This window comes from Flavobacterium sp. TN-1 (assembly GCF_052828645.1).
This window is the reverse complement of sequence record NZ_CM128253.1, coordinates 319,430-346,358: the sequence shown is the minus strand read 5'-3', so window position 1 is coordinate 346,358 and position 26,929 is coordinate 319,430. Positions and strand designations below refer to the sequence as shown.

The following is a 26,929-nucleotide window of genomic DNA, read 5'->3' as shown; positions in this document are numbered from 1 at the left end:
TTCTCTTGTCATTGAAGAAACAGGCTAAACGTTGAGTTACTACTTTTTAACCCCCTACTTTTTTATCAATTAAAATGATCTTCTTCAATTTCAAATTCGGCATCTTTTTCCCAAATTTCCATTTCACAAGGTTTGCAGTTGAATTTTAATTTATATTCTAATTCGCCTTGTTTTAAGACTAAAGGTTCTTTAAGTTTTTGATCCATGTTTTCGCGATGGTATTTAGGACAACGTTCTAATTCGTATTTAATACAATATTTTGTTGTCATTACACGTGATTTTCCTGGATCCCATTGTAGTTCAAACGCTTTTTCTATTTCAGTAACTCCATGACGTTCATAAAACTTACGAGCGGTTTTGTTTGCTACATTATACGTGAAATCTAATTTAGTTTCAGGATAAGGATGTGATGTTTTTTCTAATTGAAATTCTTTACGATTGTAGTTTTCTAAACGAATTGTTGATAATTGTTCGTATACATTTCTGCGCATCTCATTGATTTTAGAAATAGGAAGAAACCAGTTTTCAGAGAACTCAATAGTTATTTCATCTGCTGTATAAGGGGTAAATCCTGTTTTGGCTAAATTTATTTTAAAATTTTCTTCTATTGATTCACCATTTTTAGTCTTTTCTTTAGGATGTACTAATTGAACGGTGCTTATGTTACCGTCTTCATCGGTAGCAATTAATTCAAAACCATTTTCATTTTCTTTTAATAGTAATGAAGTACTGATTTTTCTGATTGCGCTGTCTTCTCTTTCTACTAATTTGATAAAGGCAGCATCATTATTACGATAAATTTCGGTTCCAGGAGGTATTTCCTTTAGTACATTAGGGTATATGATACCATTTTCAGCTTTATTTACATAGATACCTTCTGCTATTTTATCTTCGTTGATATAACAAAGACCATCGCCGTTATTTAATAATTCGCCATTTTCAATAATATAGGAATTGCCAACGGTTTTAATAAGCTTGCCAATGTATTGTCCTTTAGATTTTGGACTGTCCCAAGAACCAATGGATTGGTGTCTTTCGTTTACAAAATAGTCTGTATAACCACGATTAAAGGTACGTGTTAGTTCTGAATCAAAAGTATAGGTGCAACTTCCAGAAGAAGCTTTTGTGTATTTTTCGTTATTTTCAGCCAAGAAGGTATCTAATTTTTTACGTAAAAAAGAAACATTATTTTTTACATACACAACATCTTTTAGACGACCTTCGATTTTAAAGGAGCAAATTCCTGCTTCTACTAAATTAGGTATTTGGTTTGTTACATCAAAATCTTTAATAGATAATAGATGACTATTACGAATTAAAGTTTCTCCATGACCATCAATTAAATTATAAGGTAAACGGCAGTTTTGTGCGCAGGATCCTCTATTGGCTGAACGTTCTCCATTTGCTACACTCATATAACAATTTCCGCTAAATGAAACGCACAAAGCACCTGTTACGAAAAACTCTAACTCAACATCAGTGGCTTCACTGATTTCTTTAATTTGATGTAAATTTAATTCGCGTGCTAAAACTACACGTTGAATACCAGCATCGGCTAAAAATTTAATTTTTTTAGGATCTCGATTGTTGGCTTGTGTACTTGCATGAAGAGGTATAGGAGGGAGATCAAGTTCTAATACGCCCATATCTTGAACAATAAGTGCGTCAACACCTATTTCATATAGTTTCCAAATTAATTGACGACAAGTTTCTAATTCACCATCATAAATGATGGTATTGATTACCACAAAAACTTGCACATTATAAAGATGTGCGTACTGAACCAAAGCAGCTACATCTTCAATAGAGTTATTTGCGTTAGAACGTGCACCAAATTGCGGAGCACCTACATACACAGCATCAGCACCAGCATTTATGGCGGCAATACCCGTAGTTAAATCTTTTGCGGGAGCTAAAATTTCAATCTTTCTTTTCATTGCTAAAAACATATCTTTCGGGAATTATACCGAAAAAAGGTGTGCAAAGTTCTGAAAAAAAAGTAACATTTAAATATAGATTCTGTTTTTTAGATTTTAAAAAATAATTGAAGGTCTATTAACTAGAGTTTATTCTGGATTATGTGTTATAAATTTGTTCAGGATAAAAATAACTTTGAATTTTTAAAAATACTCTATTTTTTGTACTTAGTGCATCTGTGGAGTTTTTTATGTATTTTTATTTTTATTACAAAGGCTAACGAATAATTTGGGTTAAATTGAATTTTTTTGCTAGAAATTTTCCTTGGTGTAATGTTCCTGAAACTTTGGCTTTTCTTATTGTGTTACAAAACCCATTGCTAGCATGTGCATCTCCATGATCATCTATGTGAGAGCCAACAACAGTGTATACTTTGTTTTGATAACGAATGGTTAGGATGCAGTCTTTGTCTTTTGTCCCAAATTGGCATAGTCCACAAGACGCATCTACTTCTTGGTCTTTTAATTTTTCTTTTTTCTCTTGTGCGGATAGGCTAAATATAAAGAGTATTATAGTAAGAAAGAGTGTTTTTTTCATTAAAAATGTTTTTAGTTTTTTGAATTTCACAGCGTTTGGGTCCACATTTGAGTCTTTTAGGACCACAAGAAGAAACCATCGTTAGAAGTGCTAATAATAATAAATGTTTCATAATAAAATGAATTGCTTTTAATATCAAATATAAGAAATATTGGTGTAAAAAAAGCCACCTCATTTGAGGTGACTTTAAAAAGTTTTTAGAATCTAATTAGCTTTTGAATAAACAGGAACCTAAAAAATACAAAAATCTTACCTATAGTCATTTAAAAGCAATTTGAAAGTAAGGTAATTAGCTAAAAAGTTGCTTTCTAAAAACCCTTTTTTCTTATATAATTTTATGGCAGGAAAATTATCTCTAGTCGTATACAAGGACAATTCGTTTGCTTTAGTTGATAAAGCAAATTGTATAGTATGATCTAATAAAGATTCTCCTATTTTTTCTCTTCTCTTATTTTCATCAACATACAAATAAGCAATATGCCAATCGTATGCTAGTTTTGATATGATACTTCTTTTTGTTAATAACAAAATGAAACCAACAATTTGTTCATCAATTTTAGAGATATAAATCTTGCATTGATTTCGTTCTAATTTGTATTGAAGTAAAGGCAGAGACCCATTGCCTCCTCCTAGAAACTCATCGAGAACAAGCCCTGATTTTAAAATAATATTTTCAACTTTGGCAAATTCTTGAATCCCTACTTCGTGGATTGCCCCAAGCATAACAGTTTGTTTAAAGCATTATTTAAAGAATGAATTTACAATGGCTGCTTTCTTATCTCTTCGTTCCTTTATAACTAAGTTAATCAAAAAATAAGAAAGTATTGCTCCTGTTATTCCTAATACAATGTTTAAAAAGAAATTTGTGTTATATCCCAATTTATGAATTATGAATAAACTTAATTTGGCACTTAAAAACTGAGCTATCCCATAACACATTTGAAAATAAGATAAAAATTTAGCTTCCATTTTTTTATAAGAACGCTCAAGAACAAAGTCAGCAGCAAAAGGGAAGGTGAGCATAACACCAAAACTAATAAACAATAAGGCAAGAAAAACACCTATGGTTTGTTGTAAAAGAACTAAGATTAAATAACCAAAAACCATTAAAATTAATCCGTAAAGAATAGCATTTAGTGTTTTTATACCCTTGTTTTTAATGTATGAAACAACCGCTACTTCTAGTAAGAATAAAATTAATCCATAAAATACTAATGTATAGGTATTGAACGTAGGGGATTGTTTTAGAATATCTGTATAGTATAATGGTAAAACAGAAAATATTTGAAAAAATATGATGCCTGTAATAACGGTTATCAAACAATGTATTAATAATAATTTATCTTTTAGGAAAACAAATTTTTCTTCATTTAAATTAGAGAAAGTTAATTTGTGTAATAGCTTTTTTTCTTTTACAAAAGTTACAAAAAATAATACAGCAGCAATAGATGATAAACCATCAATATAAAATAATAAGTAATAACCAATAGTAGCAATAGAGATACCTGCAATGATAGGAGATATTATAAAACCAAAATTAGAAGCTGTTCTCATAAGAGAAAAAGCTTTAATTCGGTCTTCTTTTTTAACAAAATCTTTTAATGTAGCCATCATAGAAGGTCTAAACATATCTGCGACAACATTTAAAAGAAAAACAGTAAAACATAAAGAATAAAAATTCTTTACAAATTGTAAGCTAAATAGAATTACACCATTAAAAAACATACTGCAAATCATGAGTTTGTAGCTGCTGATGTTTTTTGAAATTTTTCCCACAAGAAAAGTACCGACGATAGAACCAGCACCAAAGCACATCATAATGGTTCCTATTTCTGTATAGCTAAATTTTAAATCTTCATATAGATATTTAGACATGAAAGGAACAACCATTGCACCCATTCTATTGATTAATATCATAAAGAAAAAAAACCAAACTTCTCTTGGTAAAGTTTTGAAGTCCTTTAAAATTGAATTCATATACAAGTTAAGTTTAAATGTTACGCAAATTTAAAAAGTAAATGGTGTAAAATCCTATAAAAACCATAGAAATATTTCTACTTTTATTTTTGCTTTTGTATCTAAAAATGCTTAAAATTGAGCATGAAATTCAAGAGTATGAAAATTAAAAAATTAATTACACATTTTTTTTTGTTTGCAAGTGTTACTTTGTCTATTGCTCAGAGTAAGAACCTTTATGGAGGAATAGAAATTGGGGGCAAAGGAGTTAAGGTATCTGTTATAGATGTTGATAATATTAAAAAAGGCGATTATGAAATAAAATCCTTTTGGACAGATAATATTGGTATAGCAAAAGGAATATCAATAGATGGAAAATTACTTAATGAAGACATTGCAAAAGCTGTTGAAATTGTAACAGCGGATTTTTTAAAAATAAAAAATGAATTTCATGTACCAGTAGAAAATATTTTTGTAGTAGGATCTTCTGGAGTAGCACAAGCAAAGAATACAAACGAATTAACAGAAAAAATAAAAACAGTCATCAATAAAGATTTAGAATTTATTACAGCAAATAATGAAGGTAAAATGTTGATGAGAGGATTAATTCCTGCTGAAAACTATGCTACTTCTATGGTGTTAGATATTGGAGGAGGAAATACAAAAGGAGGTTATATAGATGTTCTTAACAACGAAAACTTCGTGTTCTTTCCTATTAATTTAAATTATGGAACGATAACCCTTACTGAGGCAATTAACAAAAGAACAAAATCAAGCTCCCTTTCTGATTTTACTGAGAAAGCATTTGGTTTTCTACCAGAATTACGAGATCAAGTAAGAGCTATGTATAATTCAGGTAAAAATGCTTTAGATAAACCTAATATATATCTTTCAGGAGGATCCGTTTGGGCCTTTTATACACTGTATAATGGTTTAGCTAAAGAAAATTTTAATGAATTTAAATTAGAAGATGTTATTAATTACGATGCAATCTTAAAAAATAATTTTAAAAAGTTTGAAGAATTAGCTAAAAAAGATCCAGAAATAGATAAAGTGTTAAAAACATATTCACAAAAGCATTTAATATCGGGAAGTAATATATTAATAGTCGCTCTTGAAGCAATTCCTAACATAGATGAAAAGAAATTATATTTTGCAAAACAAGGACATATTGCTTGGCTAGTTTCTTATGTAGCAGAATATTCAAAAAAAGTAAAAAAAATTTGGTAATCTTTAGATTGCCAAATTTTTTTGTTTAATTAGAAATTATAGATTTTCTTATATATGTTTAAGAATCGAGAACAACTTTTATTTACCATTTTAGCAGGTATATTTATAACGAATGCCGTAGTTGCAGAATTAATAGGAGGCAAATTAATCCAGATAGGTCCTTTTGTGATGAGTATTGGTATATTGCCTTGGCCTATTGTTTTTTTAACAACAGATTTAATTAATGAATATTTTGGAGAAAAAGGAGTTCGTAAACTTTCATACATAACAGCAAGTCTTATTGTTTATTCGTTTGTAGTACTTTTTATGGCTATTTCAATTCCGTCTGCAAAAGGAATTAGCCCTGTTGATGATGCTCAGTTTATTGCTGTTTTTGGGCAAAGTATGTGGATTATTGTAGGAAGTGTTGTAGCTTTTATTTGCTCTCAATTAATAGATGTCAGTATTTTTCATCTTGTAAAACAAAAAACTGGAAATTCTAAAATTTGGCTACGAGCAACAGGGTCAACAATGATATCTCAGCTAGTAGATTCTTTTGTAGTTTTAGGAATTGCATTCTGGTTGCCAGGGAAAATAAATTTCGAAACCTTTATATCTTCTGCCTTAACAGGTTATACAATTAAATTGAGTTTGGCTATCTTGTTAACTCCCCTGATATATTTAAGTCACTACCTAATTAAAAAATATCTTAAAGAAGATTCATGAAAAATGATTAAAAACTTTAGTCCCCAAAAAAATCATATTCCTTACATTTGCTACCCAAAAAAAATAATTTAAAATGGCTGATCTACTTACAGAATTTGGTGATTCTATCGCTAAAAATTTACCAGGCTTTATAGCGGTTAGTATTCTTGATATTCATAAAGGAATCATTTATCATTCAAAATCCGTTTTAAAGGATTATAATATAGATCTTGATTCTAATTATATTTTAGAAATGGTTCGTGCTAAACTAAACGGAATTCATGCACTAAAACAAAATCAATACGTTCAAGATATAACAATTACGTTAACTTCACAATATCATGTTATTGATATTTCAAATAATCATGAGTTTTTAATTTATCTTGTGGTAGATGCCTCTGAAGCGAATTTAACTATGACAAAGGCATTGTTGAATAAATATAAGAAAAGTATTAGTTTGTAAAATCAAAACCCAAGTATACGTTATTATATTTTGTAATGAAAGGGAAAATATAAGGAAATAAAAAAACTAGATCTTTTCTGGAGATGTATTGAGAACAAAAAAAGAGTGTTTTTTTAGATTCAATGCCTTTTTTTGTAAGAAAATTTTATTACGCAATTTGGGACAAAAGAAGTCCTAAAATAAAAGAAGTTCTATATTAAAGAGTATAAATGGTTTCTTTAATTGATACTTCTTTTTTTAGGACTTCTAACAAACAATCACATGGTATTAAATATAATGTTTAATTAAATAATTGCTTTGCTATTTTTTCTTTAAGAGAAATTTGTTCTTTTTTTAATGTTAAATACAATAAGTAGGTTAATCCAACTCCAATTATAGATATGATTGAATTTATTAACCAGTTTGCTTCATAGCCAAGATATTGAACTATAGATAGACCTGTTTTTGAACTTAGAACGTGAGCAAAACCATAACTCATCTGAAATACTGACATGAATATTCCTTCATGATTTTTATGGCTTCTTTTTAGTACTAGACCACTTGCGTAGGAAAAAGTAAGCATATTTCCAAAAGTCATGAGAGCCATAAAAAACCATAAAACAGTACTGTTATGAATACAGTATAAAGAAAAATATCCTAAAGAAAAGAGTATAAGTCCAATTATAATAGCTAAAGTTTCATTTATTCTTTTTACTTGCATCTTATTAATTAAACGTACTTCAAATAGTATAAAAAGGATTCCGCTAAATCCAAAAAGCATTCCAGTTGTTACATCTTTTAGTTGAAAAGAATTTTTTTGAAACAAAGGTAAAATAGTAAAAACTTGAAAGAATAGATAACCTGTAATCATTGCAATAATCCAATTTAACACAAAAGGAATATCTTTTATAGGTGCTAATCTATCCAAAGTAGTTTTTGTTAGATTTAGATCAAACGGAACTTTGCGTTCTTTTACTAATAATGAAAAAACGGAAATTGCTAAAAGACAAGTTATACCATCTACCCAAAAAAGAACGTCATAATTCCAGTATGATATAACTAATCCTCCAATTACAGGGCCAAACACAAGACCTAAATTAGAAGCTGATCGAATTAAAGATAAGGATTGTAATTTCATATCTTTACTTACATAGCTATTAACTGTTAGCATCATTGCAGGACGATACATATCTGCAATGGTGGTGAGCAAAAAAACAGTAAAACAAATGGCCTCAAAGCTTTTTACATATTTGAGAATAAAAAAAACAATACCGCTGGTAAAAAGACTGAAAATCATTACTTTGTAAGATCCTATAATGTCTGATAGACGACCGCTAGTAAAAGTTCCTACTAAAGAGCCAATCCCAAAGCAAACCATTATCCAACCTATTTGAGAATAGGTGAAACCTAGGGTTTCGTTAAGGTATTTTGATAAAAAGGGAACCACTACGGCTCCCATTCTATTAATTAATGTGATTAAGGCAATTACTTTTATTTCTAAGTTAAAATGTATTCGATTTTTTTTTATAAATTCCATAAAACATTAGAATAGATTAAGTTTAGTTGCAAAAAATTTAGAGAAAAACCCACTGCGAACATGCTCTAAGTCATCATTTGTTTTTGCTACTTCTAATTCTTGTTTTTCTTCTACTTCATTAGTTTCATCTACCATTATTTTGGTTATGAGCTGAACGTAGGTCATACCCAATTCTTCAAGATATCCTGTTAGAAATTTTTCACTTCCATCAATTCCTCTTACTTGTTCTATTTGTAATAATTTTTTATACAAATCATCTACTTTTTTAACTACTTCGCTAGGTACAGCTTTTCTTCTTGCAATATATTTAGTGATATTGGCATTTTCATCCACTACATAATCAAAATCAGTTATCACCCAATAATAACGACCTGATTTGGAAAGATTTTTGATAATTCCATGGAATTTATGCCCTTTTTTGATGTTATCCCACATTACCTTGAAGATGATCTGAGGTGTGTCTGGGTGTCTAACAATATTATGAGGTTGGCCTACCAATTCATACTCTTGATAGCCCGAAACTTCTGCAAATACTTCATTTACATACTCAATAGTTCCATAAATGTCAGTTTTACTCATAATAGTTTTAGTAGTATCCCAAACAACCTCTTCATTTAGAGGTAATGGTCTTTTAATTTCTAAATCCATATTTAATCCAAATTTGCTTATTTGCAACAGTAAAGTTACGGCGAAAAAAAATACAAAAACTGATTTTTGTCATAAAAAAATAAAAAAAACATCTTTTGAGTTATTTTAATTGGAATTGCTTTCGTTTATAAAGGAGAAAATAAAGATTTAATTTTTATATTTGCATAGCAAATTAACGCGTAATGAAATATAAAAGAATACTCTTAAAATTAAGTGGAGAAGCCTTAATGGGCGAACGACAGTATGGAATAGAACCAAAAAGATTAGCAGAATACGCTGAGGAAATAAAAAAAGTACATGACCTAGGTGTAGAAATAGCAATTGTTATAGGAGGAGGAAATATCTTCAGAGGTGTTGCAGGGGCAAGTAATGGTATGGATAGAGTACAAGGAGATTATATGGGAATGTTGGCAACTATCATTAACGGTATGGCGTTGCAAAGTGCTCTAGAAGAAAAAGGAATGTTAACGCGTTTGCAAACTGCGTTAAAAATAGAAGCCATAGCAGAACCCTATATAAAAAGAAGAGCTGTTAGACACCTTGAAAAAGGAAGAATTGTAATTTTTGGAGCAGGTACTGGAAATCCTTATTTTACAACTGATACAGCTGCTGTGTTGAGAGGAATAGAGGTAGATGCAGATGTAATACTAAAAGGAACTCGAGTAGATGGGGTGTATAATGCAGATCCAGAAAAAAATCCAGACGCAGTAAAATTTGATTATATTTCTTTTGACGACGTATTGGCAAAAGGGTTAAATGTAATGGATACTACAGCATTTACCCTAAGTCAGGAAAATAAATTACCTATAATTGTATTTGATATGAATAAAGAAGGTAATTTACTTAAAATATGCCAAGGAGAAAATATAGGAACCGTTGTTAATATTTAGTATTAAGATTCATTTATTCAGAAAAATTTGAATTAATATAACGTATAGAGAAATGACAGAAGAAATTAATTTTATATTAGATAGTACTAAAGAATCAATGGAAGGTTCTTTAATTCACTTAGAAAAAGAATTTTTAAATATTAGAGCAGGTAAAGCATCTCCACAAATGTTAGGGGGTGTTTTTGTAGACTATTATGGCTCTCAAACGCCTCTTTCTCAGGTAGCCAATATTAATACTCCAGATGCACGTACAATAACCGTAACACCTTGGGAAAAAAGCATGCTTCAACCAATAGAAAGAGCTATTATGATTGCAAACATTGGCTTTAATCCTATGAATAACGGAGATAATATTATTATATCCGTTCCTCCTCTAACAGAAGAACGCCGTCGTGAATTAGCAAAACAAGCAAAATCAGAGGCAGAAGATGCTAAAATAGGTGTTAGAAATGCACGTAAGGAAGCAAATAATGATATTAAAAAATTAGAAAAAGAAGGAACATCAGAAGATGTTTGTAAAACAGCAGAAGAAAATGTTCAAAAGTTAACAGATGCCTACATTAAAAAAGTAGATGAACTTTATGCCGTAAAAGAGGCAGAAATAATGAAAGTTTAAAAATTAGAAAAGCAATGATTTTTAGGAAAATAAAAAACATTGCTTTTTTAACAGATTGGTTTTTGTAGATTTCTTTCTACATTGTTTTTTGAATAAAGGCGCGTAAATTGCGTTCTGTTTTTCTAATATAAATAACACATAATATTTTTACTATGAAAGTGAAAAAAATATTTTTATTACTATCGTTTGTTTTCGCTCAATTTGCGTCAGCATCTTATGATGATAGCCTTTTCGGAGGAATTGAAATAGGAAGTAAAGGAATTAAAATTTCAGTTCTAGATGTAGATAACATCAAAAAAGGGAGTTATGAAATTAAATCCTTTTGGACAGAAAATGTAGGTATTGCACGTGGAATAGCTATTGATGGTAAATTGGCAGCTGAAGATATAAAGATAGCTTCAGAAGTAGTTTATAGAAGTTATTTAAGAGTTAAAAATGAGTTTAAAGTTACCGAACAAAATATTTTTATTGTTGGATCTTCTGGAGTAGCCATGGCATCTAATACAAAGGAACTGGTTGATGCAGTTAAAAAATTGACGAACAAAGAACTTGATTTTATAGACGCACAAGCAGAAGGGAAAATGTTATTGAAAGGATGTATTCCACCTGTTAATTACTTGAATTCGACAGTTCTAGATATTGGAGGAGGGAACACAAAAGGAGGTTATGTAGATACTTTTAATAACGATAATTTCGTTTTTTTTCCTCTTTCATTCGATTATGGAAGTATAACATTAACAGAAACAGTTAAAAAGAAGACTAAAAGCGAAAGTATAGGAGAGTATAACGAAAAATTATTTGGTCTAACACCTATGTTAAGAGAACAAATAAAAGCAATGTACAATTCTAAACCCCAAGCCTTAGAAAAGCAAAATGTTTATATGTCAGGAGGGGCAGTATGGGCTTTCTATACACTTTATAATGGAGGTGAGGCAAAAGATAATTTTAATGGCTTTACATTGGAAGATGTAATCAACTATGATGCTGTTGTAAAAAATAATTTTCAAAAATTTGAAGAATTAGCTAAGAAAAACAAAGAAGTAGAACGCGTTTTGAAAACATATTCTCAAAAACATTTAATATCAGGTTCTGCTCTTCTGTTAGTTTGTTTAGAAGATATTCCGAATATTAATGATAAAAAATTATTCTTTGCAAAACAAGGACAAACCGCATGGTTAGTTTCTTATATAGTTGATAGGTCAAACAAGATAAAAAAAATATGGTAATTAATTAAAGAAAGAATGTCTAGTTTCGTAAGCTTATTTTTAAGTTTGCATTCTATTGTCAAATGTGAAAATCTGTACTAAAATATCAAACAAAAATAAATTATTATAGAATATTTTACATAGCCTTTTCGTTTCTATTATGATCAAAAAAAACCTTTTTTTAATTATTTTATTTTTAGAAGCATTCGTAGGATTTGCTCAAAAAAAAATAGTAGGTCTAGAGTTCAATAACAAGGAGGTAAAAGTACTTGTTATTGAATCTAAACCTGATGTAGCGGATGAGTTTAAACTTAAAAGTTTTTGGTCAGACCCCATAGTGCCAGATCCTAATGAGGATCGTTTAAGTTTGGTAAAAAAAATAACCGCAGCTATAATCGCTAATGTTCAGAAAATCAAATTAGAACAAAATGTAGAATCAGATAAAACATTTTTGATTAGCGATTCAGATTTGTTTTCTGAGGCTGAAATGATTGCTATCCAAAAAGAGCTTTTGAGCAAAAAAATAGCAAAGATTGATTTTTTAAATAATCAAAAAAGTTGTGAATATATTTTTGAAGGATTGCTTAAAAAAGAAGATAAAGATGAAGCAGCATTAATCAATATTAATGAAAAAGAAACAACTTTTTCTAGCTATACCAAAAAAGATGGTTTCAAAGTAACCGTTATACCCAATAGTGATTTCCAAAAGTTAGAATTTTTAAATGATGATTCTAAAAAAGCAGAAATTTCCAAATTAAATGAAAATATCAAACAACTTTATTACTACAATGATGAAATGAGAGATAAAAAAAATATTTATCTCACAGGAGAATCAGCTTGGGCATCTTATGCTTTGTTTAATGGAGGAGCTATTGATTTAGAGTTCAATCCAGTGAAAATTGAAGATCTTGAAAATCATCAAATTAGTTTAGATAAAAAATTTGATCGTTATCAAGTATTAGCATCAGCTAATATTGAAGCAGATAAAGTACTCACATACTATTCAAAATATGAACTCTCAATTGGGAATAAATTTCTAACATTAATTTTGAAAAATTTAGAAACAAATTCGAAGAAAAAGATTTTATATTGTAAAAATACTAATAAAGCAAAGTTGGTTAATTATTTAGCCAATAAGCTTATTGACTAACCCATTAATTTTTTGTAAAAAACAAACTTATGAATAAAAAAATACAACTTCTTCTCTTTTTGAGTTTAATATTTCATCAAGCCAATTTTGCTCAATTCAAAGTTTTTGGCAATATCAGAAATGGTAACGATGATAATCTTTTTTCCGTAAAAGTAATTTTAGCTAGTGCAGATGAAAAGAAATATATTCATCAAGTTCATACAGATAAATCAGGTAATTTTATCTTGAACTCAAAAGAAAAGACAGGTAAATTAATACTAAAATTACCAGGCTATAAGACTACTTATAAATTTATAGAATTTACCAAAAGTAAGTTAGATGTAGGTATTATTTATTTAGAAGAAGATTTATTAAAAAATTTAGAAACAGAATCGGCTTTAGTCGACTTAGCATTTTTGAGAAAATCGCCAACAGCCACAAATACAATTTTTGAGAGCACTGAATTTAATCACAATAGTAATAAAGATTTTATAGAAAGAGCTGCCCTGTTACCAGGGGTATACACAACACCCTTAGGAGGAAGTTATTCTAAAAGTAGACTTCGTCTTAGAGGATATAATCAAAATAATATAACTCCTTTATTAGACGGTATCTCGTTAAGAGATTTTGAAAGTGGAGAAGTAAACTGGTCATTTATTGCACCAGCAAGCGATGCTTTAGATGCTATTCAAATTCAAAGAGGTTTAGGATCTTCTAAACTTGTAAACGCATCCGTTGCAGGTACAGTTAACTTTATATTACGTGATCCTTTTACAAAATATGATAACTATATATCAGTTGAATCAGGAAATAATGATTATAGAAAATATAGTTTAAGTCTAAACACAGGAAATGTAGATAAAGGATTTGGTCTTAATTTATCATTATCTAATACCTCTAGTAACGGATACTTTCCTGGAACGGCTTTTAATGCTACAGGTTATTACCTAGGTATGGGGTACAAAACAGATCACCATAAATTTATCCTTAAATTGATAGGATCACCAAATTGGATTGATTTTAGAAATAGAATATCTACTATAGATGACAGTACTGATGAGTCAGGACTAGATCCTAAATACAATGTTACCTATAACGAATACAATGGTAAAAATCTTTCGTTAAATAATAATGCTACCCATACACCTTCCTTGAGCTTAGAATGGCAATATAAAATAAATGAAAATAACATATTAGCCTTAAAAGGATATGGCGTTTATGGAAATACCTCTTTCAAAGATTATACAGGAACTGAAATTTTTAATGATTATAGTAAGTTCTTAAATTCTAATAATACAATTGATTACAATTATATTAGAGCTTATAATAGAGGTTTAGCAACAAATATAATAGAACAAAAAATAGGTTCAACCCCGAAATCTTACACTCGTGTTCCTTATATAGTAAATGGAAAACAATTATATTTAAATTCTACTGAGTTTAATACAGAGACTTCTGGTATATCTCAAACAGAGAATTTTGCTAAAAGCAAGGTATATGGAGGATTATTAAACTATTCAACAAACTTGACTTCTAAACTTAAATTTGATATTGGTATTGATATTAGAAAATCCTCTTCTATACATACTAAATATTTAAACGATTTATTTGGAGCTGATGGTTATTTAGTTAATCAATTGCAAAATAAATCAATCTTTACTACAGAAACCTTTTCTTTGAAAGATGATTTATGGAATCCTTTTAAAGTAATTAAGTCTACAAAAATTGATTACTACAAGGAAAATATTATTTCGTATTATGGGGCCTACTCACAGTTACAGTTAAATTTGAAAAAATTCAACTTTTTACTTCAAGGAGGATATAGCGAAAATGATTTCAGCAAGGTAACATACGATATTTTTAATACGAATCTATCGGAGTCTTCACAACATGTAAATTTAGATTCATATAACGTAAAATTTGGTGCAAACTGGAATATGAATGCTAAAAACAATATTTGGTTTAACTGTGGTCTAGTATCGAGAGTTCCAATTTTAAATTATGTTTTTGATTTTCAAACAAACAAAATTAAGAATGGTTTTAAAAATGAAAACTTTAAATCAATTGAAGCAGGGTATACTTTCTTAAGTAAAAGCTTTAATTTAAATTTCGTTGCCTATACAAATTATTTAGATAATTCAACAGAACAATTATTTGAAACAGGTTACGGAGTTACAGGCTTTACACATGATTTAAGTAAAAGAAATTCAGGAATTGAGTTAGACTTTACATACAAACCTTTCCAGAAATTTACAATTTACAGTAGCCATTCTTTCGGAGAAGGAAAATATACTAAAGATGCTTTATATACAGAGTATGATGATAATCAAACAACCACTTTATATATAAAAGATACTAGAATAGGAAGTGTTCCTGAATGGATGAGCAGTCTTTCTTTGTCTTTAGAGCCAATTAGAAGATTATCTTTTACAGTTACAGGGAAATATCATGATAACTTTTATAGTAATACCTCAGCTGAACAATATGATCCTGTTTGGTATCCAGATAGTTATGCTGTACATGATTTAAAATTACCTTCTTTCTTATTATTTGATACAAACTTAAAATACAAAATTAGACTTAATAATGAAGATCTAGTTAATGTAGGTTTATCTATGAACAATATTTTTGATACACTTTACATAACTGAATCTACAAGAAGTTATTTAAATAATCAAAATCTTCCTGGTACGAATACAACTTATGGCAATGCTTTTCCTGCTAATTTTAAAGGGATTAATGGAGCTAATACAGCCTTTTTTGGTCTTGGAAGAACTTGGAATTTTGCTGTCCAATATAGATTTTAAAAATTAGTTTAAAAAATAAAAGGGTATCCGAGAGGATACCCTTTTTTATTGTTAAAATAAATGACCCTTTTATATAAATAATATCATTTAAACTTAAAATATACTGGATTAAAAAGTAGAATTCTCGATCTGTTTTTTTTATTTTAAAACAATTCTAGCAAACAGTTGAGTATATAATTGAAATCATCGTTAGTTAGAGCGCGAAGCGCATCGAGAATCAATACTAATTTTTATTGTTTTTGTAGGATAGTGTCTAAATAAACATGCAGTCTGTTACTCTGACGTAAAGAGGAGTCTCATAATCAATATTATCTGATTTCTCCCTTTGGTCTAAATAACAAGATTGCGAACTTTTTGGAGAGTCTCAAGGTTGAAAAAATATTATCATAAGGAAATTTCAAAGTTTAAATGATATAAATGTAATTTTAACCTTGAATTTATTAATCCTATACCTTTATTTAAAAAAAAGATTATTGTTGCTAAATCATACTTTTATGATTGTTTATAGAGAGATATAAAAGAGGTTTATTCGTATAAGTTAGAGATAGAATTTTAAAAGTTTAAAAAGACACTTTAAATATACTTTTATTAAACTCAGCAACCTTATAATAAGAAATTTTTAAGACTACTGAGTTTAATAAATTTTAAAAATAAATTATTTAGAAGAAATAATTTTCCCATCCATATCAATTCTTAGACTTTCTATACTAGGTTTCTTTTTATCAACGGTGGTGGTAATTTCTATTTTCCCATTTTTATCCATTACTAAAGCAGCTAGTTTTGTTCCTCCCATATAGTCATAATAGTCACAAACTTTTCTAGAATCTATGATTTCACTAGAATTTTCTTTTGTTACATTAGCAAAAGTTGCAATAAAATCACCATCTCCATGATAGAGAGCCGAGAAAAAAGTTATTTTAAAATTTTTAAACTTTCTTTCAGCTATTTTTACAAAACTATAATCATCTAGTAATTTAGGGTTATTATTTAGGGATATAAGTTCCTTTTTATACTTTGGAGTTAATAATTTATTTATAGTATTAATGTCTTTGATAAAAGTATATTGACTATCTGAATTACTTAATTTATCGTAAACTTTTTGATCAATTATAAAAGGAAATGCTTCTTTTTCCGAAGGAATCATATAAGAAATATTTTCTTCTGATTGATTAATATGTGCCAGTGTATCTTCTATTGAAGAAACTTTTTCATCTTTTGTTTTTTCGTTAGAATGCTTGTCGGATTTACAACTAATGATTACTAGAGATGACAAAAGTAAAATCGTTTTTTTCATGTGTTTGTCTAATTTTAAGTCTTATATTCTGTTAATTTTTTTCTAATTCAATTTACGCTTCTTTAAAAATCTTATTTTGAAAAGATTAGGTTAATGCCAATCTTAAAATAGATTATCTTGAAGCCACAATTTTTCCATTTGTATCAATTTTTAAATTTTCCATAGTAGGTTTATCCCTGTCAATCATTGTGGTAATTTCTATTTTTCCATTTTTATCCATTACTAAAGTTACTAACTTACTTTCTCCCACATAAGAATAATAATAACCCACTTTCTTTGAATCTATAATTTTGTTAGAATTTTCCCTTGTTACATTTGCAAAAGTTGTGGTAAAAGCTCCATTTCCGTGGTAGCGAGATACAAAAAAAGTTATTTTAAAATTTTTGATCTTTCTTTCGGCAATTTTTATAAAACTATAATTACTCAATAGATGCGTATCATTATTTATAGATATAAGTTCCTTTTTATATTTTGGGATTAATAAACTATTAACAGTGTTAATGTCTTTGATAGGAGTATATTGACTATCAGCTAATTCATTGTAAACTTTTTGATCAATTATAAAAGGAAATTTACTTTTTTCTGAAGGAATTAAATAAGAAGTGTTTTCTTCTTTCTCTTCAGATGGATTCGTATCTACAAGCATATCTCTTGTTGAAACAAAACCTTGATTTTTGATTTTTTCGTTTGAATATTTATCTGCTTTACAGCTAATGATTATTAATGATGATAAAAATAAAATTGATTTTCTCATGTTTTTGTCCGATTTTAAGTTTATTTTTAGAAGTAGCATTATGCTAAATCAAATTACTTAAAGTAGGTTTTAGAGAATAGTTTGGGATACTACAAAGATACTGAAAAAATGCCTAAAAAGAGAGCTATAGTCTTGAAAAAGAGGCTTAAATGATGTGTTTTAAGAAAAGAGATGCAGAGTGTTTAGATCTTTAAGATTTCAAAAAAAAAAGAGTCTTAATATTAATTAAAGTTTATTTAAATACCTCTTTTGTTGCTTATTAGATAAATTAAGTTTTCTAAAAAAGATTTGCAGAGTTTTTGTATGATATTTTATTATTCTTAGAGGCGGTAAATTAAAGAGAAGTGTCTTAAAGTGCTCTATTTTTTTACAAATAAAAAGAGAAATCTTATGATCTGACTCATATAAGATTTCTCTTTTCTAAAAATAAATAAAAATCAATTTTAAAGAATCTTTCGTTTTGGAAGCCGAAAAATATTTTGAAATTACATTTTTTTAGTAATATCTTTTTTGTACTTGTTTAAAAGAGCTTTAGTCATTCCTAAATTTGCTTTTGTAGAGTCAACAGCTAAATAAATAAAATATTCATTATTCTCTGAAATATCAATAATATGGATCTGAGATTTTAAATTAATCATAATGTCTTCTATCGTTTCGTCTAATCCTAATGCTTGAATAGCATTTAATTTAGCTTTCACCACCTCCAAGTTGTAGGCAGAAGCTAACTCTGGATCAAAATTAGACTCCGAGGATAGAGAATAATATGATATTCCACTTTTTATTTCTGCAACTGCAACTGCTACAAAACCTGGGATGTTGCTTTTTAGATCTTCTCCAAATTGTTTTAAAAAATCTGACATTTTAAATATATATAGGGGTTAAGTTTATAACACAAAGTTATATAATAATATTGTTTTTATTTGTGCTATTTCTTTAAAATACTTCAATGATGGTTAATTTTTATTATTTCTAAATAATAAAATTAATCTATGTGTTTTAAATTAATGTAAATAAAAATAAGTATATTTTATGTGATTTTTTTATCTAAAAAGAATAAAAGACTTATAAAACCATTTTTAATGGTGATGATCTTAAATAAAATTTAAACTCAAATCATGTGATGACGGGAAAAATATAAAGAGGATAAAATAAACGAAAACTTTTTTTAAGTAGTCTTACTGAATCAAGAGTAAAAATAGATTACTTTTTAGATTTAAAGTTGTTTTATTTATAACGAATTTGTAATGTCTTAATCTGAAGTAAAATAAAAATGATCTATTAAATTAGGGTATAATCTAATGGTATAGATGAAAAGGAATTGTTAAAAAGAAGTTGTCCTAAAAGTACATTTTAATCTTTAAATACTAAAGAAAAGCACAATGTCATAACAAATTACTCTATTTGTGTTGACCTACTTTATTCGAGTCTATGATAAATAACGAAATACAAACTTTGATCTTTTAAGACAACTTTCAATTAAAATGAAATTACATTTTTTTAGTAATATCCTTTTTATATTTGTTTAATAAGGCTTTAGTCATACCTAAATTAGCTCTATTAGAATCCACAGCTAAATAAATGAAATATTCATTGTTTTCAGAAATATCAATGATGTGAATTTGAGATTTCAAGTTAATCATTATGTCTTCAATAGTTTCATTTAAGCCTAAAGCATTAATTGCATTTAATTGAGCTTTTACTACTTCTAGGTTAAAAGCAGAGGCTAATTCAGGGTCAAAATTAGGATTAGCAGAAAGTGTATAATATGATATTCCGCTTTTTATTTCTGAAATGGCAACGGCTATAAATCCAGGTACATTGCTTCTTAAATCTTCTCCAAATTGTTTTAAAAAATCTGACATATTATGAGTATTTAATAATAAAGGTTCTAATAACAAATATACTTAAATATAAAGAAATTTTAAGTTTTTGGTTGTAGAAAGCTTTCTATGAGTATTTTCTTATATTTTAAATAAAAAACCATCTATGTTCTAGATGGCTTTTATAAGATTTGGTTTGATAGGAAAGAGGTATTACATTTTTTTAGTAATATCCTTTTTGTATTTATTTAATAAAGCTTTAGTCATACCTAAATTAGCTCTATTAGAATCCACAGCTAAATAAATAAAATATTCATTGTTTTCAGAAATATCAATAATATGAATTTGAGATTTCAAGTTAATCATTATGTCTTCAATGGTTTCATCTAAACCTAAAGCATTAATGGCATTTAATTTAGCTTTTACTACTTCTAGGTTAAAAGCAGAAGCTAATTCCGGATCAAAATTGGGGTCAGAAGACAAAGTGTAATACGATATTCCACTTTTAATCTCTGCAACTGCAACTGCAACAAATCCTGGGATGTTGCTTTTTAGATCTTCTCCAAATTGTTTTAAAAAATCTGACATTATTAAATAAGTATTAAAGGGTTAAATTTCTATACAAATGTAAATTAGCAGCGTGATTTTTTGAATGCTGGCTGTGTAGAAAAAATTCTACGAATGTTAATTTTTATTTAGAAATAATAAAAATTAATAATTCGTCAATAAATAAATTTTGAGTAATTTTAATCTTGTATTTCTCTTTGTATGCTTTTTTAAAAAATATATTTTTAATTTAATATTCAACCCATTTTAACTCTATTATAATAGACTTTATGCTGAAAATAAGAGAGGAAAGAGGATAGAAATACACAAAAAAAATTGTTACAGCTGTCCTATACTAAGGATAAAAAAAGAAGACTTTTTTAGATTCAAGGTCATTTTTATCTGTATTAAATTTCGAACGTTAGATTTAGATGAAAAGCTTTGTTTTGGATTAAAAGACTTCTTTTAGAATACATTGTAAAAGATATTGAATACTTTTAAATGTTTATTCTTCTTATCTAATAGGGTGACAAACTGATAAGAAAATTTTGAAAAATAAATTACGTAATAGATATTGTTTTTAAAAAAACAGCAAACATAAGACTCACCGAAAACTTTAGTATGAGCTAATAGAATAAAATTAAAATCAATAGATTTCTATTACGTAATTTGGGTTAAAAGGGGGAATTACATTTTTTTTGTTATATCCTTTTTGTATTTGTTTAATAAGGCCTTTGTCATGCCTAAGTTTGCTTTTCTTGAGTCAACAGCTAAATAGATAAAATATTCATTGTTTTCAGAAATATCAATAATGTGTATTTGGCTGTTAAGATTGATCATAATATCTTCTATATGCTCATCAAGACCAAGTGCATTGATAGCATTTAATTTTGCCTTTACCACTTCCAAGTTAAAAGCAGAAGCTAACTCTGGGTCAAAATCTGGATTTGTTGATAAAGTGTAATACGATATTCCACTTTTAATTTCTGCTATTGCTACTGCAATAAAACCTGGGACATTATTTTTTAAGTCTTCACCGAATTGTTGTAAAAAATCTGACATAAGCGTATGTTTTTGGTTAATATGGTATTAAATTTAATAAAAAAATAACACATATTGAAATAAAAGTTAAACAATATATAGTTTTTATTTAATCTTAATTGTTGTTTTGTGACTTAGTAACTGTGTTTATACCTAGTTGCTTTATATTGGTTAAACCTAAATCAAGAATTAGGTATCCTTATTGTTGTGAGATAGAAAGTAATAAAATCAAAAAAAATAAAAGATTTAGGAAAAAAGAATGATGAGTTGTTTTATTCTGGCTTGCTTATACTCGAAAGATTTATTGATCTATTTTGTGATTATAGGAATGAGATTTAAATAAGTACATTAATTATTGAAAAATAAATAAACTTATTTTTGGGTTTACCCCTGAGTTAATATAAAAAATAGGTTGAAGTTATATTATCGTTAGCTTTTTAATAAAAATGTAAATTTAGAGATAGGGCTGATTTTATTGTTGAGGGAAAAGGAAAGAGATCTCCTTAGATTTAAGGAGATTGTGAGCAGTAAGCAATCCTTAAAAATCTACTGAACTCATAAAAATAAGTTTAGTCGTAAGAACATATCTTTAAAAAAAATAAAATCGTTATTTTTGTTGATATATCAATTATATTTGTATCAAACAAAATAATATGAATGTTAAAAATCCAACAGGAACAGTACTTTATTTAATTGAGAAAGCAATTAAGGAATATAGGAAAATTTCACAGAAAAATATCACCAAAATTGTAAAAGACATTACTGTAGATCAATGTTTAGTATTAATAATTCTTAATAAGAATACGGAAATTTCTCAAAATGAATTGGCAAATCTTATATTTAAAGACAATGCATCCATTACGAGAATGGTAGAATTAATGGTGAAAAAAGATTTCCTAAATAGAACTATTCATCCAGACGACAGAAGGAAATTTAATCTGGAAATAACCGAAAAAGGGAAAAAAACGCTCAAATTAATAAATCCAATTATACAAATAAATAGGGATACTGCGCTTAATGGTCTGTCGTTAGAAGAAATAAATTTTCTCGATAAAACTTTAAACAAAATAATTAGTAATTGTAAAATCTAAAAAAAATGAAAAAAGTTTTAATCTATTCTTAATTTACGTTGTAATCTCCTTCAACTCAAAAACAAATGCACAAGATGTTACAGAACGGAATAAACAAATATTGGAAATAGCTGACAAAATTAAAGAATATTACATTTTTGAAGATATAGCCAATCAACTATCTAAAAAATTAAAATCAGAAATAAATCTTAAAACTTTTGACAGCCTACCTGATGTAGAATTTGCAAAATCTCTTTCAACCTATTTAACAAAAAACGGGAATGATTTACATTTCAATGTATTATACCGCCCAAGACAAGAAAAAGAAAAAAAAGTAGTCACTGAAAAAGAAATACTGAAAGAATATGATGCCATTAATAAACAATGGAATTATGGTTTTGAAAAAGTGATAAGATTAAATGGAAATATTGGATATATCGAATATACTGGATTTCCAGAAGGAAACCAAGCAGCTCAACAAATTCTTGATGCAACAATGAGTTTTGTATCAAACACTAATACATTAATTATAGATTTAAGAAATAATCAAGGCGGAGATGGTAAAATGGTTGAACTTTTTTTAAGCTACTTTTTTGATAAAAAAATAAAATTAAATGAGGTTTATTCAAGATATAATAATAAAACTACAAAATCCTATACTGCAAAAAAAGTAAATGGTAAAAAATATTTAGATAAACCAGTATATATTCTTGTAAATAACAAAACCATATCTGCTGCTGAAGCATTCGCATATAATTTACAACAAAATAAAATTGCAACAATAATTGGAGAAAAAACTTATGGTGCTGCAAATCCAGTAAAAGCATTTCTTATTGGAAATAAATATCAGGTATTTATACCTGTTTCATTAGAGAAAAATGCAATCACAAATTCTAATTGGGAGCACATTGGAATTGATGCTGATATAAAAATAAATTCTGAAAAAGCATTAATAAAAGCGCAAATTTTAGCCCTTGAAAATTTGTTAAAATCAAATATAAAAACGGAACTAACAGAAAATGAAATTAAAGAGAATATTTTGAAACTAAAAAGACAGTTGTAGGCAAATTTTACCTATTACTAAGAAGTGTTTGGCAAGATTGTGAATTGTGTAGTAAATTCATGTTTCGCAAGAAAATTTATCTTTAACAGAAAATAATTGGTTTCGAATCTTACAACCTCGCCAAGCGTTAGAACGTTTCTGTGATAATTTTCTAATAGATAATCTGGTTTAAATGAAATTGAATCAAAAGAATATATGAAATTAAATTTGATTCAAATTTTATATAGAAAAGGAATAATACCATTTAAACTTAAAATATATTGGATTAAAAAGTAAAATTCTCGATCTGTTTTTTTATTTTAAAACAACTCGAACAAACAGTTGGGTATATAATTGAAATCATCGTTAGTTTGAGCGCGAAGCACATCGAGAACCAACACTAATATTTATTGTTTTGTAGGATAGTGTCTAAATCAACACACAGTTTGTTACTCCTACGTAAGGAGGAGTTTTATAATCAATATTATCTGATTTCTCCCTTTGGTCGAAATGATATGATTGTGAACTTTTTGGGCAGTTTCAAGGTTAAAAAAATAGTATTATGAGGAAATTTCAAAGTTTAAATGGTATAAGGTAAAAGAAGTTTCCTAGTTAAGAGTTTTTGTATAAGGTAATGTGTTTTTAATAAAAAAAAGGGTATCCATATTTTTGAATACCCCTTTTTTTTGTATGAGATAATTAGATTATCCTAAAGAAACTCTTTTGAAACCAGTGATTTCAACATTGAATCCTTTAACGTAATCGCCTACTTTTTTGCTATCTTCTTTGATGAAGTTTTGATCTAATAAAGCTTTCTCTTGATCTAAAGTAGTGTTATCAGAGATAAAACGTTGGATTTTTCCAGGGATGATTTTGTCCCAAATTTGCTCAGGTTTACCTTCTGCTTTTAATTCCGCTTTAGCATCTTCTTCAGCTTGCTTTAAAACTTCTTCAGTTAATTGAGAGTAAGAGATATATTTAGGAACATTTTTCAATGTTTTTCCTAAACGAGCAGCTTCTTCATTTTCTTTTTCAATGATTGCAATACGAGCAGCTAATTCAGACTCAACAAAAGCAGGATCAAAATCTTTGTAAGATAACGTATCAGCTCCCATTGAAGCAACTTGCATAGAGATGTCTTTAGTTAAAACCTCAGCATTAGCGATCGGAGAAGTAATTGCAGTTAAAGCAGCAATTTTGTTTACGTGAACGTAAGAACCAACGTAAGCACCTTCTAAAATTTCGAAACCACCGATTTCGATTTTCTCTCCAATTACACCAGTTTGCTCGATTAACTTCTCAGCTACAGTGATTCCACCGAAATCTGAAGCTAATAATTCTTCTTTAGTAGAAAAATTAATCGCTCTTTCAACTAAATCTTTAGCTAAAGCTACGAAAGCTTCATTTTTACCTACGAAGTCAGTTTCACAGTTTAAAGTAAGGATGGCTCCTTTAGTGTTATCAGCATTAACAAAAGAAACAGCAGCCCCTTCAGAAGACTCACGGTCAGAACGGTTAGCAGCAACTTTTTGTCCTTTTTCTCTAAGGATTTGTATCGCTCTGTCGAAATCTCCTTCAGCCTCAACTAAAGCTTTTTTACAGTCCATCATTCCGGCACCTGTAGATTGTCTTAATTTATTTACGTCTGCAGCAGTGATTGTTGACATACTATTTTATTTTAATAAATTTAATAATTTTTAAAAGTAAAAAATTCCAATCGACTAATTCTAAATTCTAATTTTATTAAATCATCAAATTTGATGATTTTTTGGAATTTGGAACTGCGACTGGAATTTGAAATATTATTCTTCAGAAGCTGTAGCTGCTTTAGCTGCTTTAGCTTCTTCAGTTGCTTCTACTTCTTTTTCTGAAGTTCTATTAGATAAACCTTCAGTAATAGCAGCAGTTACTAATGATAATACTTTATCAATAGATTTTGAAGCATCATCATTTGCAGGGATAACATAGTCAACTTGACGTGGGTCAGAGTTCGTGTCTACCATTGCAAATACAGGAATGTTTAATTTTTGAGCTTCTTTTACTGCGATGTGTTCAGCTTTAATATCTACTACAAATAATGCAGCTGGTAATCTTGACATATCAGCGATAGATCCTAAGTTTTTTTCTAACTTAGCACGTAAACGATCGATTTGTAATTTCTCTTTTTTAGATAAAGTGTCAAATGTACCGTCTTTCTTCATTCTGTCGATAGAAGCCATTTTTTTAACAGCTTTACGAATCGTAACGAAGTTGGTTAACATACCACCTGGCCATCTTTCAGTGATGTAAGGCATGTTTGCTGCTTTAGCTTTTTCAGCTACAATATCTTTTGCTTGTTTTTTGGTAGCAACGAATAAAATTTTTCTACCAGACGCAGCAATTTTCTTTAAAGCTTCATTAGCTTCTTCAATTTTAGCTGCAGTTTTGTATAGGTTGATAATGTGGATACCATTACGCTCCATGTAGATGTAAGGAGCCATGTTTGGATCCCACTTTCTAGTCATGTGTCCGAAATGAACACCTGCCTCTAGTAATTCTTTAACTTCTACTTTATTTGCCATTTTAGAAATAGTTTACGTTCTGTTGAATTAGCAATGTGTCTTTAAATTTAGATTGGAAAATAAATTTTCTAATCTCAACCCATTTAGATGCTAAACTAATCTCCGGCCTCAGCACGGAAAAGCAACATAACTTAGTTTTTTTTAATAAATAATAATAAATATTAACGTTTAGAGAATTGGAATCTCTTACGAGCTTTCTTCTGACCGAATTTTTTACGCTCAACCATACGAGGGTCACGAGTTAGTAATCCTTCAGGTTTTAAGATAGCTCTGTTTCCTTCTCCTACTTCACACATAGCGCGAGCAATAGCCATACGTACAGCTTCTGCTTGACCTGTTGTACCACCTCCATAAACATTGATTTTTACGTCAAAGTTTGAAGCGTTTTCAGTCATTGCTAGTGGTTGCATAACTTTATACTGTAAAGTTGCAGTAGGGAAGTAAGTTTCAAATGCTTTTTTGTTTACAGTAATGTTTCCTGTACCTTCTGATACATAAACACGTGCCACAGCACATTTTCTTCTACCGATTTTGTGAATAACTCCCATTACTTAAGATCGTTTAGATTAACGGTTTTAGGTGTTTGAGCAGCATGTTTGTGCTCTGAACCTACATTTACACTCAAATTACGGAATAATTGAGCACCTAATTTATTTTTAGGCAACATTCCTTTTACAGCTTTTTCTACTAATAATGCAGGGTTTTTTTGTTGCATTACTTTAGCTGTTAATGTTCTTTGACCTCCAGGGTAACCTGTATGACGAACATAAGTTTTGTCCTCTAACTTGTTACCTGTAAGGTTGATTTTTTCCGCGTTGATAATAATTACATTATCTCCACAGTCCACGTGTGGTGTATAACTTGGCTTGTACTTACCTCTTAAAAGCATCGCAACTTTTGAAGCAAGACGACCTAAGTTATGACCTTCAGCGTCTACAACAATCCACTGTTTGTCTGCAGTGGCTTTGTTTGCTGATACTGTCTTGTAGCTTAATGTGTTCACAATAATTACTTTTTAATTAAACATTCCATTCCCAATTAAGGGAGTGCAAAAGTACAATTATTTATTTATAAAGCAAATAGGTTTAATATATTTTCTTTTTTATTGCTTTTCAGTAAGTTATCCTTTTTATCTATTTCTTC

Annotated in this window: 26 protein-coding genes; 10 read left to right on the top strand and 16 right to left on the bottom strand. The window is 28.6% G+C overall.

Annotated elements, in window-relative coordinates:
* Nucleotides 1-65 precede the first annotated feature (65 nt).
* The 4 genes from ACUXZJ_RS01400 to ACUXZJ_RS01385 all read right to left on the bottom strand — a co-directional run bounded on the left by ACUXZJ_RS01400 (nt 66) and on the right by ACUXZJ_RS01385 (nt 4,491).
* Nucleotides 66-1,937: a peptidase U32 family protein gene (locus tag ACUXZJ_RS01400; protein ID WP_063744147.1), complete on the bottom strand. Its 1,872-nt coding sequence runs from the start codon at nt 1,935-1,937 to the stop codon at nt 66-68.
* Between the two features lie 256 nt (nt 1,938-2,193).
* Nucleotides 2,194-2,514, bottom strand: a complete 321-nt coding sequence (locus tag ACUXZJ_RS01395; RefSeq protein WP_060383797.1) for a DUF6370 family protein — start codon at nt 2,512-2,514, stop codon at nt 2,194-2,196.
* 249 nt (nt 2,515-2,763) lie between these two features.
* Complete coding sequence (locus ACUXZJ_RS01390) at nt 2,764-3,237, bottom strand: GNAT family N-acetyltransferase (protein ID WP_060381617.1); 474 nt, start codon at nt 3,235-3,237, stop codon at nt 2,764-2,766.
* Nucleotides 3,238-3,255: 18 nt separating this feature from the next.
* Entirely contained in the window at nt 3,256-4,491 is a 1,236-nt protein-coding gene (locus tag ACUXZJ_RS01385; RefSeq protein ID WP_060381618.1) for an MFS transporter, read from the bottom strand.
* A gap of 138 nt (nt 4,492-4,629) precedes the next feature.
* Between ACUXZJ_RS01385 and ACUXZJ_RS01380 the strand changes: the two genes are divergently transcribed.
* The 3 genes from ACUXZJ_RS01380 to ACUXZJ_RS01370 all read left to right on the top strand — a co-directional run bounded on the left by ACUXZJ_RS01380 (nt 4,630) and on the right by ACUXZJ_RS01370 (nt 6,847).
* A complete protein-coding gene (locus ACUXZJ_RS01380; protein WP_060383798.1) occupies nt 4,630-5,700 on the top strand; it encodes a Ppx/GppA phosphatase family protein in 1,071 nt (356 codons plus the stop codon).
* Nucleotides 5,701-5,754: 54 nt separating this feature from the next.
* Nucleotides 5,755-6,405 (top strand): queuosine precursor transporter, encoded by a 651-nt coding sequence (locus tag ACUXZJ_RS01375; protein ID WP_060381619.1) that lies wholly within the window; start codon nt 5,755-5,757, stop codon nt 6,403-6,405.
* Nucleotides 6,406-6,478: 73 nt separating this feature from the next.
* Complete coding sequence (locus ACUXZJ_RS01370) at nt 6,479-6,847, top strand: hypothetical protein (RefSeq protein WP_060381620.1); 369 nt, start codon at nt 6,479-6,481, stop codon at nt 6,845-6,847.
* Nucleotides 6,848-7,127: 280 nt separating this feature from the next.
* On the opposite strand, the gene ACUXZJ_RS01365 is transcribed toward ACUXZJ_RS01370, so the two are convergent.
* Entirely contained in the window at nt 7,128-8,363 is a 1,236-nt protein-coding gene (locus ACUXZJ_RS01365) for an MFS transporter (RefSeq protein WP_060381622.1), read from the bottom strand.
* 6 nt (nt 8,364-8,369) lie between these two features.
* Entirely contained in the window at nt 8,370-9,011 is a 642-nt protein-coding gene (locus tag ACUXZJ_RS01360) for a PAS domain-containing protein (protein WP_063743254.1), read from the bottom strand.
* A gap of 182 nt (nt 9,012-9,193) precedes the next feature.
* Between ACUXZJ_RS01360 and pyrH the strand changes: the two genes are divergently transcribed.
* From pyrH to ACUXZJ_RS01335, 5 genes are all read left to right on the top strand, one after another.
* Nucleotides 9,194-9,901 (top strand): UMP kinase, encoded by a 708-nt coding sequence (gene pyrH / locus ACUXZJ_RS01355; RefSeq protein ID WP_063743253.1) that lies wholly within the window; start codon nt 9,194-9,196, stop codon nt 9,899-9,901.
* Between the two features lie 52 nt (nt 9,902-9,953).
* A complete protein-coding gene (gene frr / locus ACUXZJ_RS01350) occupies nt 9,954-10,517 on the top strand; it encodes a ribosome recycling factor (RefSeq protein ID WP_060381625.1) in 564 nt (187 codons plus the stop codon).
* 152 nt (nt 10,518-10,669) lie between these two features.
* Nucleotides 10,670-11,743, top strand: coding sequence for a Ppx/GppA phosphatase family protein (locus ACUXZJ_RS01345; RefSeq protein ID WP_060381626.1), 1,074 nt, complete (start codon nt 10,670-10,672; stop codon nt 11,741-11,743).
* A 139-nt stretch (nt 11,744-11,882) separates the two neighbouring features.
* Nucleotides 11,883-12,872: a hypothetical protein gene (locus tag ACUXZJ_RS01340; protein ID WP_063743252.1), complete on the top strand. Its 990-nt coding sequence runs from the start codon at nt 11,883-11,885 to the stop codon at nt 12,870-12,872.
* Nucleotides 12,873-12,901: 29 nt separating this feature from the next.
* Complete coding sequence (locus ACUXZJ_RS01335; RefSeq protein ID WP_446195603.1) at nt 12,902-15,658, top strand: TonB-dependent receptor; 2,757 nt, start codon at nt 12,902-12,904, stop codon at nt 15,656-15,658.
* Between the two features lie 655 nt (nt 15,659-16,313).
* Here the strand turns inward: ACUXZJ_RS01335 and ACUXZJ_RS01330 are convergent.
* The 6 genes from ACUXZJ_RS01330 to ACUXZJ_RS01305 form a co-directional block, all read right to left on the bottom strand.
* A complete protein-coding gene (locus ACUXZJ_RS01330; RefSeq protein ID WP_060381629.1) occupies nt 16,314-16,952 on the bottom strand; it encodes a hypothetical protein in 639 nt (212 codons plus the stop codon).
* Between the two features lie 112 nt (nt 16,953-17,064).
* Nucleotides 17,065-17,706 (bottom strand): hypothetical protein, encoded by a 642-nt coding sequence (locus ACUXZJ_RS01325; RefSeq protein ID WP_145902534.1) that lies wholly within the window; start codon nt 17,704-17,706, stop codon nt 17,065-17,067.
* 485 nt (nt 17,707-18,191) lie between these two features.
* A complete protein-coding gene (locus ACUXZJ_RS01320; RefSeq protein ID WP_060381631.1) occupies nt 18,192-18,566 on the bottom strand; it encodes a hypothetical protein in 375 nt (124 codons plus the stop codon).
* Nucleotides 18,567-19,193: 627 nt separating this feature from the next.
* Nucleotides 19,194-19,568 (bottom strand): hypothetical protein, encoded by a 375-nt coding sequence (locus tag ACUXZJ_RS01315; RefSeq protein WP_060381632.1) that lies wholly within the window; start codon nt 19,566-19,568, stop codon nt 19,194-19,196.
* Between the two features lie 171 nt (nt 19,569-19,739).
* A complete protein-coding gene (locus ACUXZJ_RS01310; RefSeq protein ID WP_060381633.1) occupies nt 19,740-20,114 on the bottom strand; it encodes a hypothetical protein in 375 nt (124 codons plus the stop codon).
* Nucleotides 20,115-20,759: 645 nt separating this feature from the next.
* Nucleotides 20,760-21,134 (bottom strand): hypothetical protein, encoded by a 375-nt coding sequence (locus ACUXZJ_RS01305; protein ID WP_060381634.1) that lies wholly within the window; start codon nt 21,132-21,134, stop codon nt 20,760-20,762.
* Between the two features lie 632 nt (nt 21,135-21,766).
* On the opposite strand from ACUXZJ_RS01305, the gene ACUXZJ_RS01300 reads away from it, so the two are divergent.
* Entirely contained in the window at nt 21,767-22,204 is a 438-nt protein-coding gene (locus tag ACUXZJ_RS01300; RefSeq protein WP_063743251.1) for a MarR family winged helix-turn-helix transcriptional regulator, read from the top strand.
* 100 nt (nt 22,205-22,304) lie between these two features.
* Nucleotides 22,305-23,246, top strand: coding sequence for a S41 family peptidase (locus ACUXZJ_RS01295; RefSeq protein ID WP_063743250.1), 942 nt, complete (start codon nt 22,305-22,307; stop codon nt 23,244-23,246).
* 683 nt (nt 23,247-23,929) lie between these two features.
* On the opposite strand, the gene tsf is transcribed toward ACUXZJ_RS01295, so the two are convergent.
* The 4 genes from tsf to rplM all read right to left on the bottom strand — a co-directional run bounded on the left by tsf (nt 23,930) and on the right by rplM (nt 26,789).
* Nucleotides 23,930-24,892, bottom strand: coding sequence for a translation elongation factor Ts (tsf, locus tag ACUXZJ_RS01290; RefSeq protein ID WP_060381637.1), 963 nt, complete (start codon nt 24,890-24,892; stop codon nt 23,930-23,932).
* A gap of 135 nt (nt 24,893-25,027) precedes the next feature.
* On the bottom strand, nt 25,028-25,786 hold the full coding sequence (gene rpsB, locus ACUXZJ_RS01285) for a 30S ribosomal protein S2 (protein WP_060381638.1): 759 nt from the start codon (nt 25,784-25,786) through the stop codon (nt 25,028-25,030).
* A gap of 161 nt (nt 25,787-25,947) precedes the next feature.
* Nucleotides 25,948-26,334 carry a 30S ribosomal protein S9 gene (gene rpsI, locus ACUXZJ_RS01280; RefSeq protein WP_060381639.1) on the bottom strand — a complete coding sequence of 129 codons (387 nt, stop codon included), beginning with the start codon at nt 26,332-26,334 and terminating at the stop codon, nt 25,948-25,950.
* Nucleotides 26,334-26,789, bottom strand: a complete 456-nt coding sequence (rplM, locus tag ACUXZJ_RS01275) for a 50S ribosomal protein L13 (RefSeq protein ID WP_060381640.1) — start codon at nt 26,787-26,789, stop codon at nt 26,334-26,336. The genes rpsI and rplM overlap by 1 nt, the downstream gene beginning before the upstream one ends.
* Nucleotides 26,790-26,929: the final 140 nt, after the last annotated feature.

Excerpts from the sequence above, each read along its gene's own strand:
- frr (WP_060381625.1), top strand. The coding sequence starts at position 9,954 with ATGACAGAAGAAATTAATTTTATATTAGATAGTACTAAAGAATCAATG.
- ACUXZJ_RS01325 (WP_145902534.1), bottom strand. The coding sequence starts at position 17,706 with ATGAGAAAATCAATTTTATTTTTATCATCATTAATAATCATTAGCTGT.
- ACUXZJ_RS01310 (WP_060381633.1), bottom strand. The coding sequence starts at position 20,114 with ATGTCAGATTTTTTAAAACAATTTGGAGAAGATCTAAAAAGCAACATC.
- ACUXZJ_RS01365 (WP_060381622.1), bottom strand. The coding sequence starts at position 8,363 with ATGGAATTTATAAAAAAAAATCGAATACATTTTAACTTAGAAATAAAA.
- rpsB (WP_060381638.1), bottom strand. The coding sequence starts at position 25,786 with ATGGCAAATAAAGTAGAAGTTAAAGAATTACTAGAGGCAGGTGTTCAT.
- ACUXZJ_RS01370 (WP_060381620.1), top strand. The coding sequence starts at position 6,479 with ATGGCTGATCTACTTACAGAATTTGGTGATTCTATCGCTAAAAATTTA.
- ACUXZJ_RS01335 (WP_446195603.1), top strand. The coding sequence starts at position 12,902 with ATGAATAAAAAAATACAACTTCTTCTCTTTTTGAGTTTAATATTTCAT.
- pyrH (WP_063743253.1), top strand. The coding sequence starts at position 9,194 with ATGAAATATAAAAGAATACTCTTAAAATTAAGTGGAGAAGCCTTAATG.
- ACUXZJ_RS01305 (WP_060381634.1), bottom strand. The coding sequence starts at position 21,134 with ATGTCAGATTTTTTACAACAATTCGGTGAAGACTTAAAAAATAATGTC.
- ACUXZJ_RS01330 (WP_060381629.1), bottom strand. The coding sequence starts at position 16,952 with ATGAAAAAAACGATTTTACTTTTGTCATCTCTAGTAATCATTAGTTGT.
- rpsI (WP_060381639.1), bottom strand. The coding sequence starts at position 26,334 with ATGGGAGTTATTCACAAAATCGGTAGAAGAAAATGTGCTGTGGCACGT.
- ACUXZJ_RS01315 (WP_060381632.1), bottom strand. The coding sequence starts at position 19,568 with ATGTCAGATTTTTTAAAACAATTTGGAGAAGATTTAAGAAGCAATGTA.
- ACUXZJ_RS01360 (WP_063743254.1), bottom strand. The coding sequence starts at position 9,011 with ATGGATTTAGAAATTAAAAGACCATTACCTCTAAATGAAGAGGTTGTT.
- ACUXZJ_RS01375 (WP_060381619.1), top strand. The coding sequence starts at position 5,755 with ATGTTTAAGAATCGAGAACAACTTTTATTTACCATTTTAGCAGGTATA.
- ACUXZJ_RS01385 (WP_060381618.1), bottom strand. The coding sequence starts at position 4,491 with ATGAATTCAATTTTAAAGGACTTCAAAACTTTACCAAGAGAAGTTTGG.
- ACUXZJ_RS01400 (WP_063744147.1), bottom strand. The coding sequence starts at position 1,937 with ATGAAAAGAAAGATTGAAATTTTAGCTCCCGCAAAAGATTTAACTACG.
- ACUXZJ_RS01300 (WP_063743251.1), top strand. The coding sequence starts at position 21,767 with ATGAATGTTAAAAATCCAACAGGAACAGTACTTTATTTAATTGAGAAA.
- ACUXZJ_RS01380 (WP_060383798.1), top strand. The coding sequence starts at position 4,630 with ATGAAAATTAAAAAATTAATTACACATTTTTTTTTGTTTGCAAGTGTT.
- tsf (WP_060381637.1), bottom strand. The coding sequence starts at position 24,892 with ATGTCAACAATCACTGCTGCAGACGTAAATAAATTAAGACAATCTACA.
- ACUXZJ_RS01340 (WP_063743252.1), top strand. The coding sequence starts at position 11,883 with ATGATCAAAAAAAACCTTTTTTTAATTATTTTATTTTTAGAAGCATTC.
- ACUXZJ_RS01345 (WP_060381626.1), top strand. The coding sequence starts at position 10,670 with ATGAAAGTGAAAAAAATATTTTTATTACTATCGTTTGTTTTCGCTCAA.
- ACUXZJ_RS01395 (WP_060383797.1), bottom strand. The coding sequence starts at position 2,514 with ATGAAAAAAACACTCTTTCTTACTATAATACTCTTTATATTTAGCCTA.
- ACUXZJ_RS01390 (WP_060381617.1), bottom strand. The coding sequence starts at position 3,237 with ATGCTTGGGGCAATCCACGAAGTAGGGATTCAAGAATTTGCCAAAGTT.
- ACUXZJ_RS01320 (WP_060381631.1), bottom strand. The coding sequence starts at position 18,566 with ATGTCAGATTTTTTAAAACAATTTGGAGAAGATCTAAAAAGCAACATC.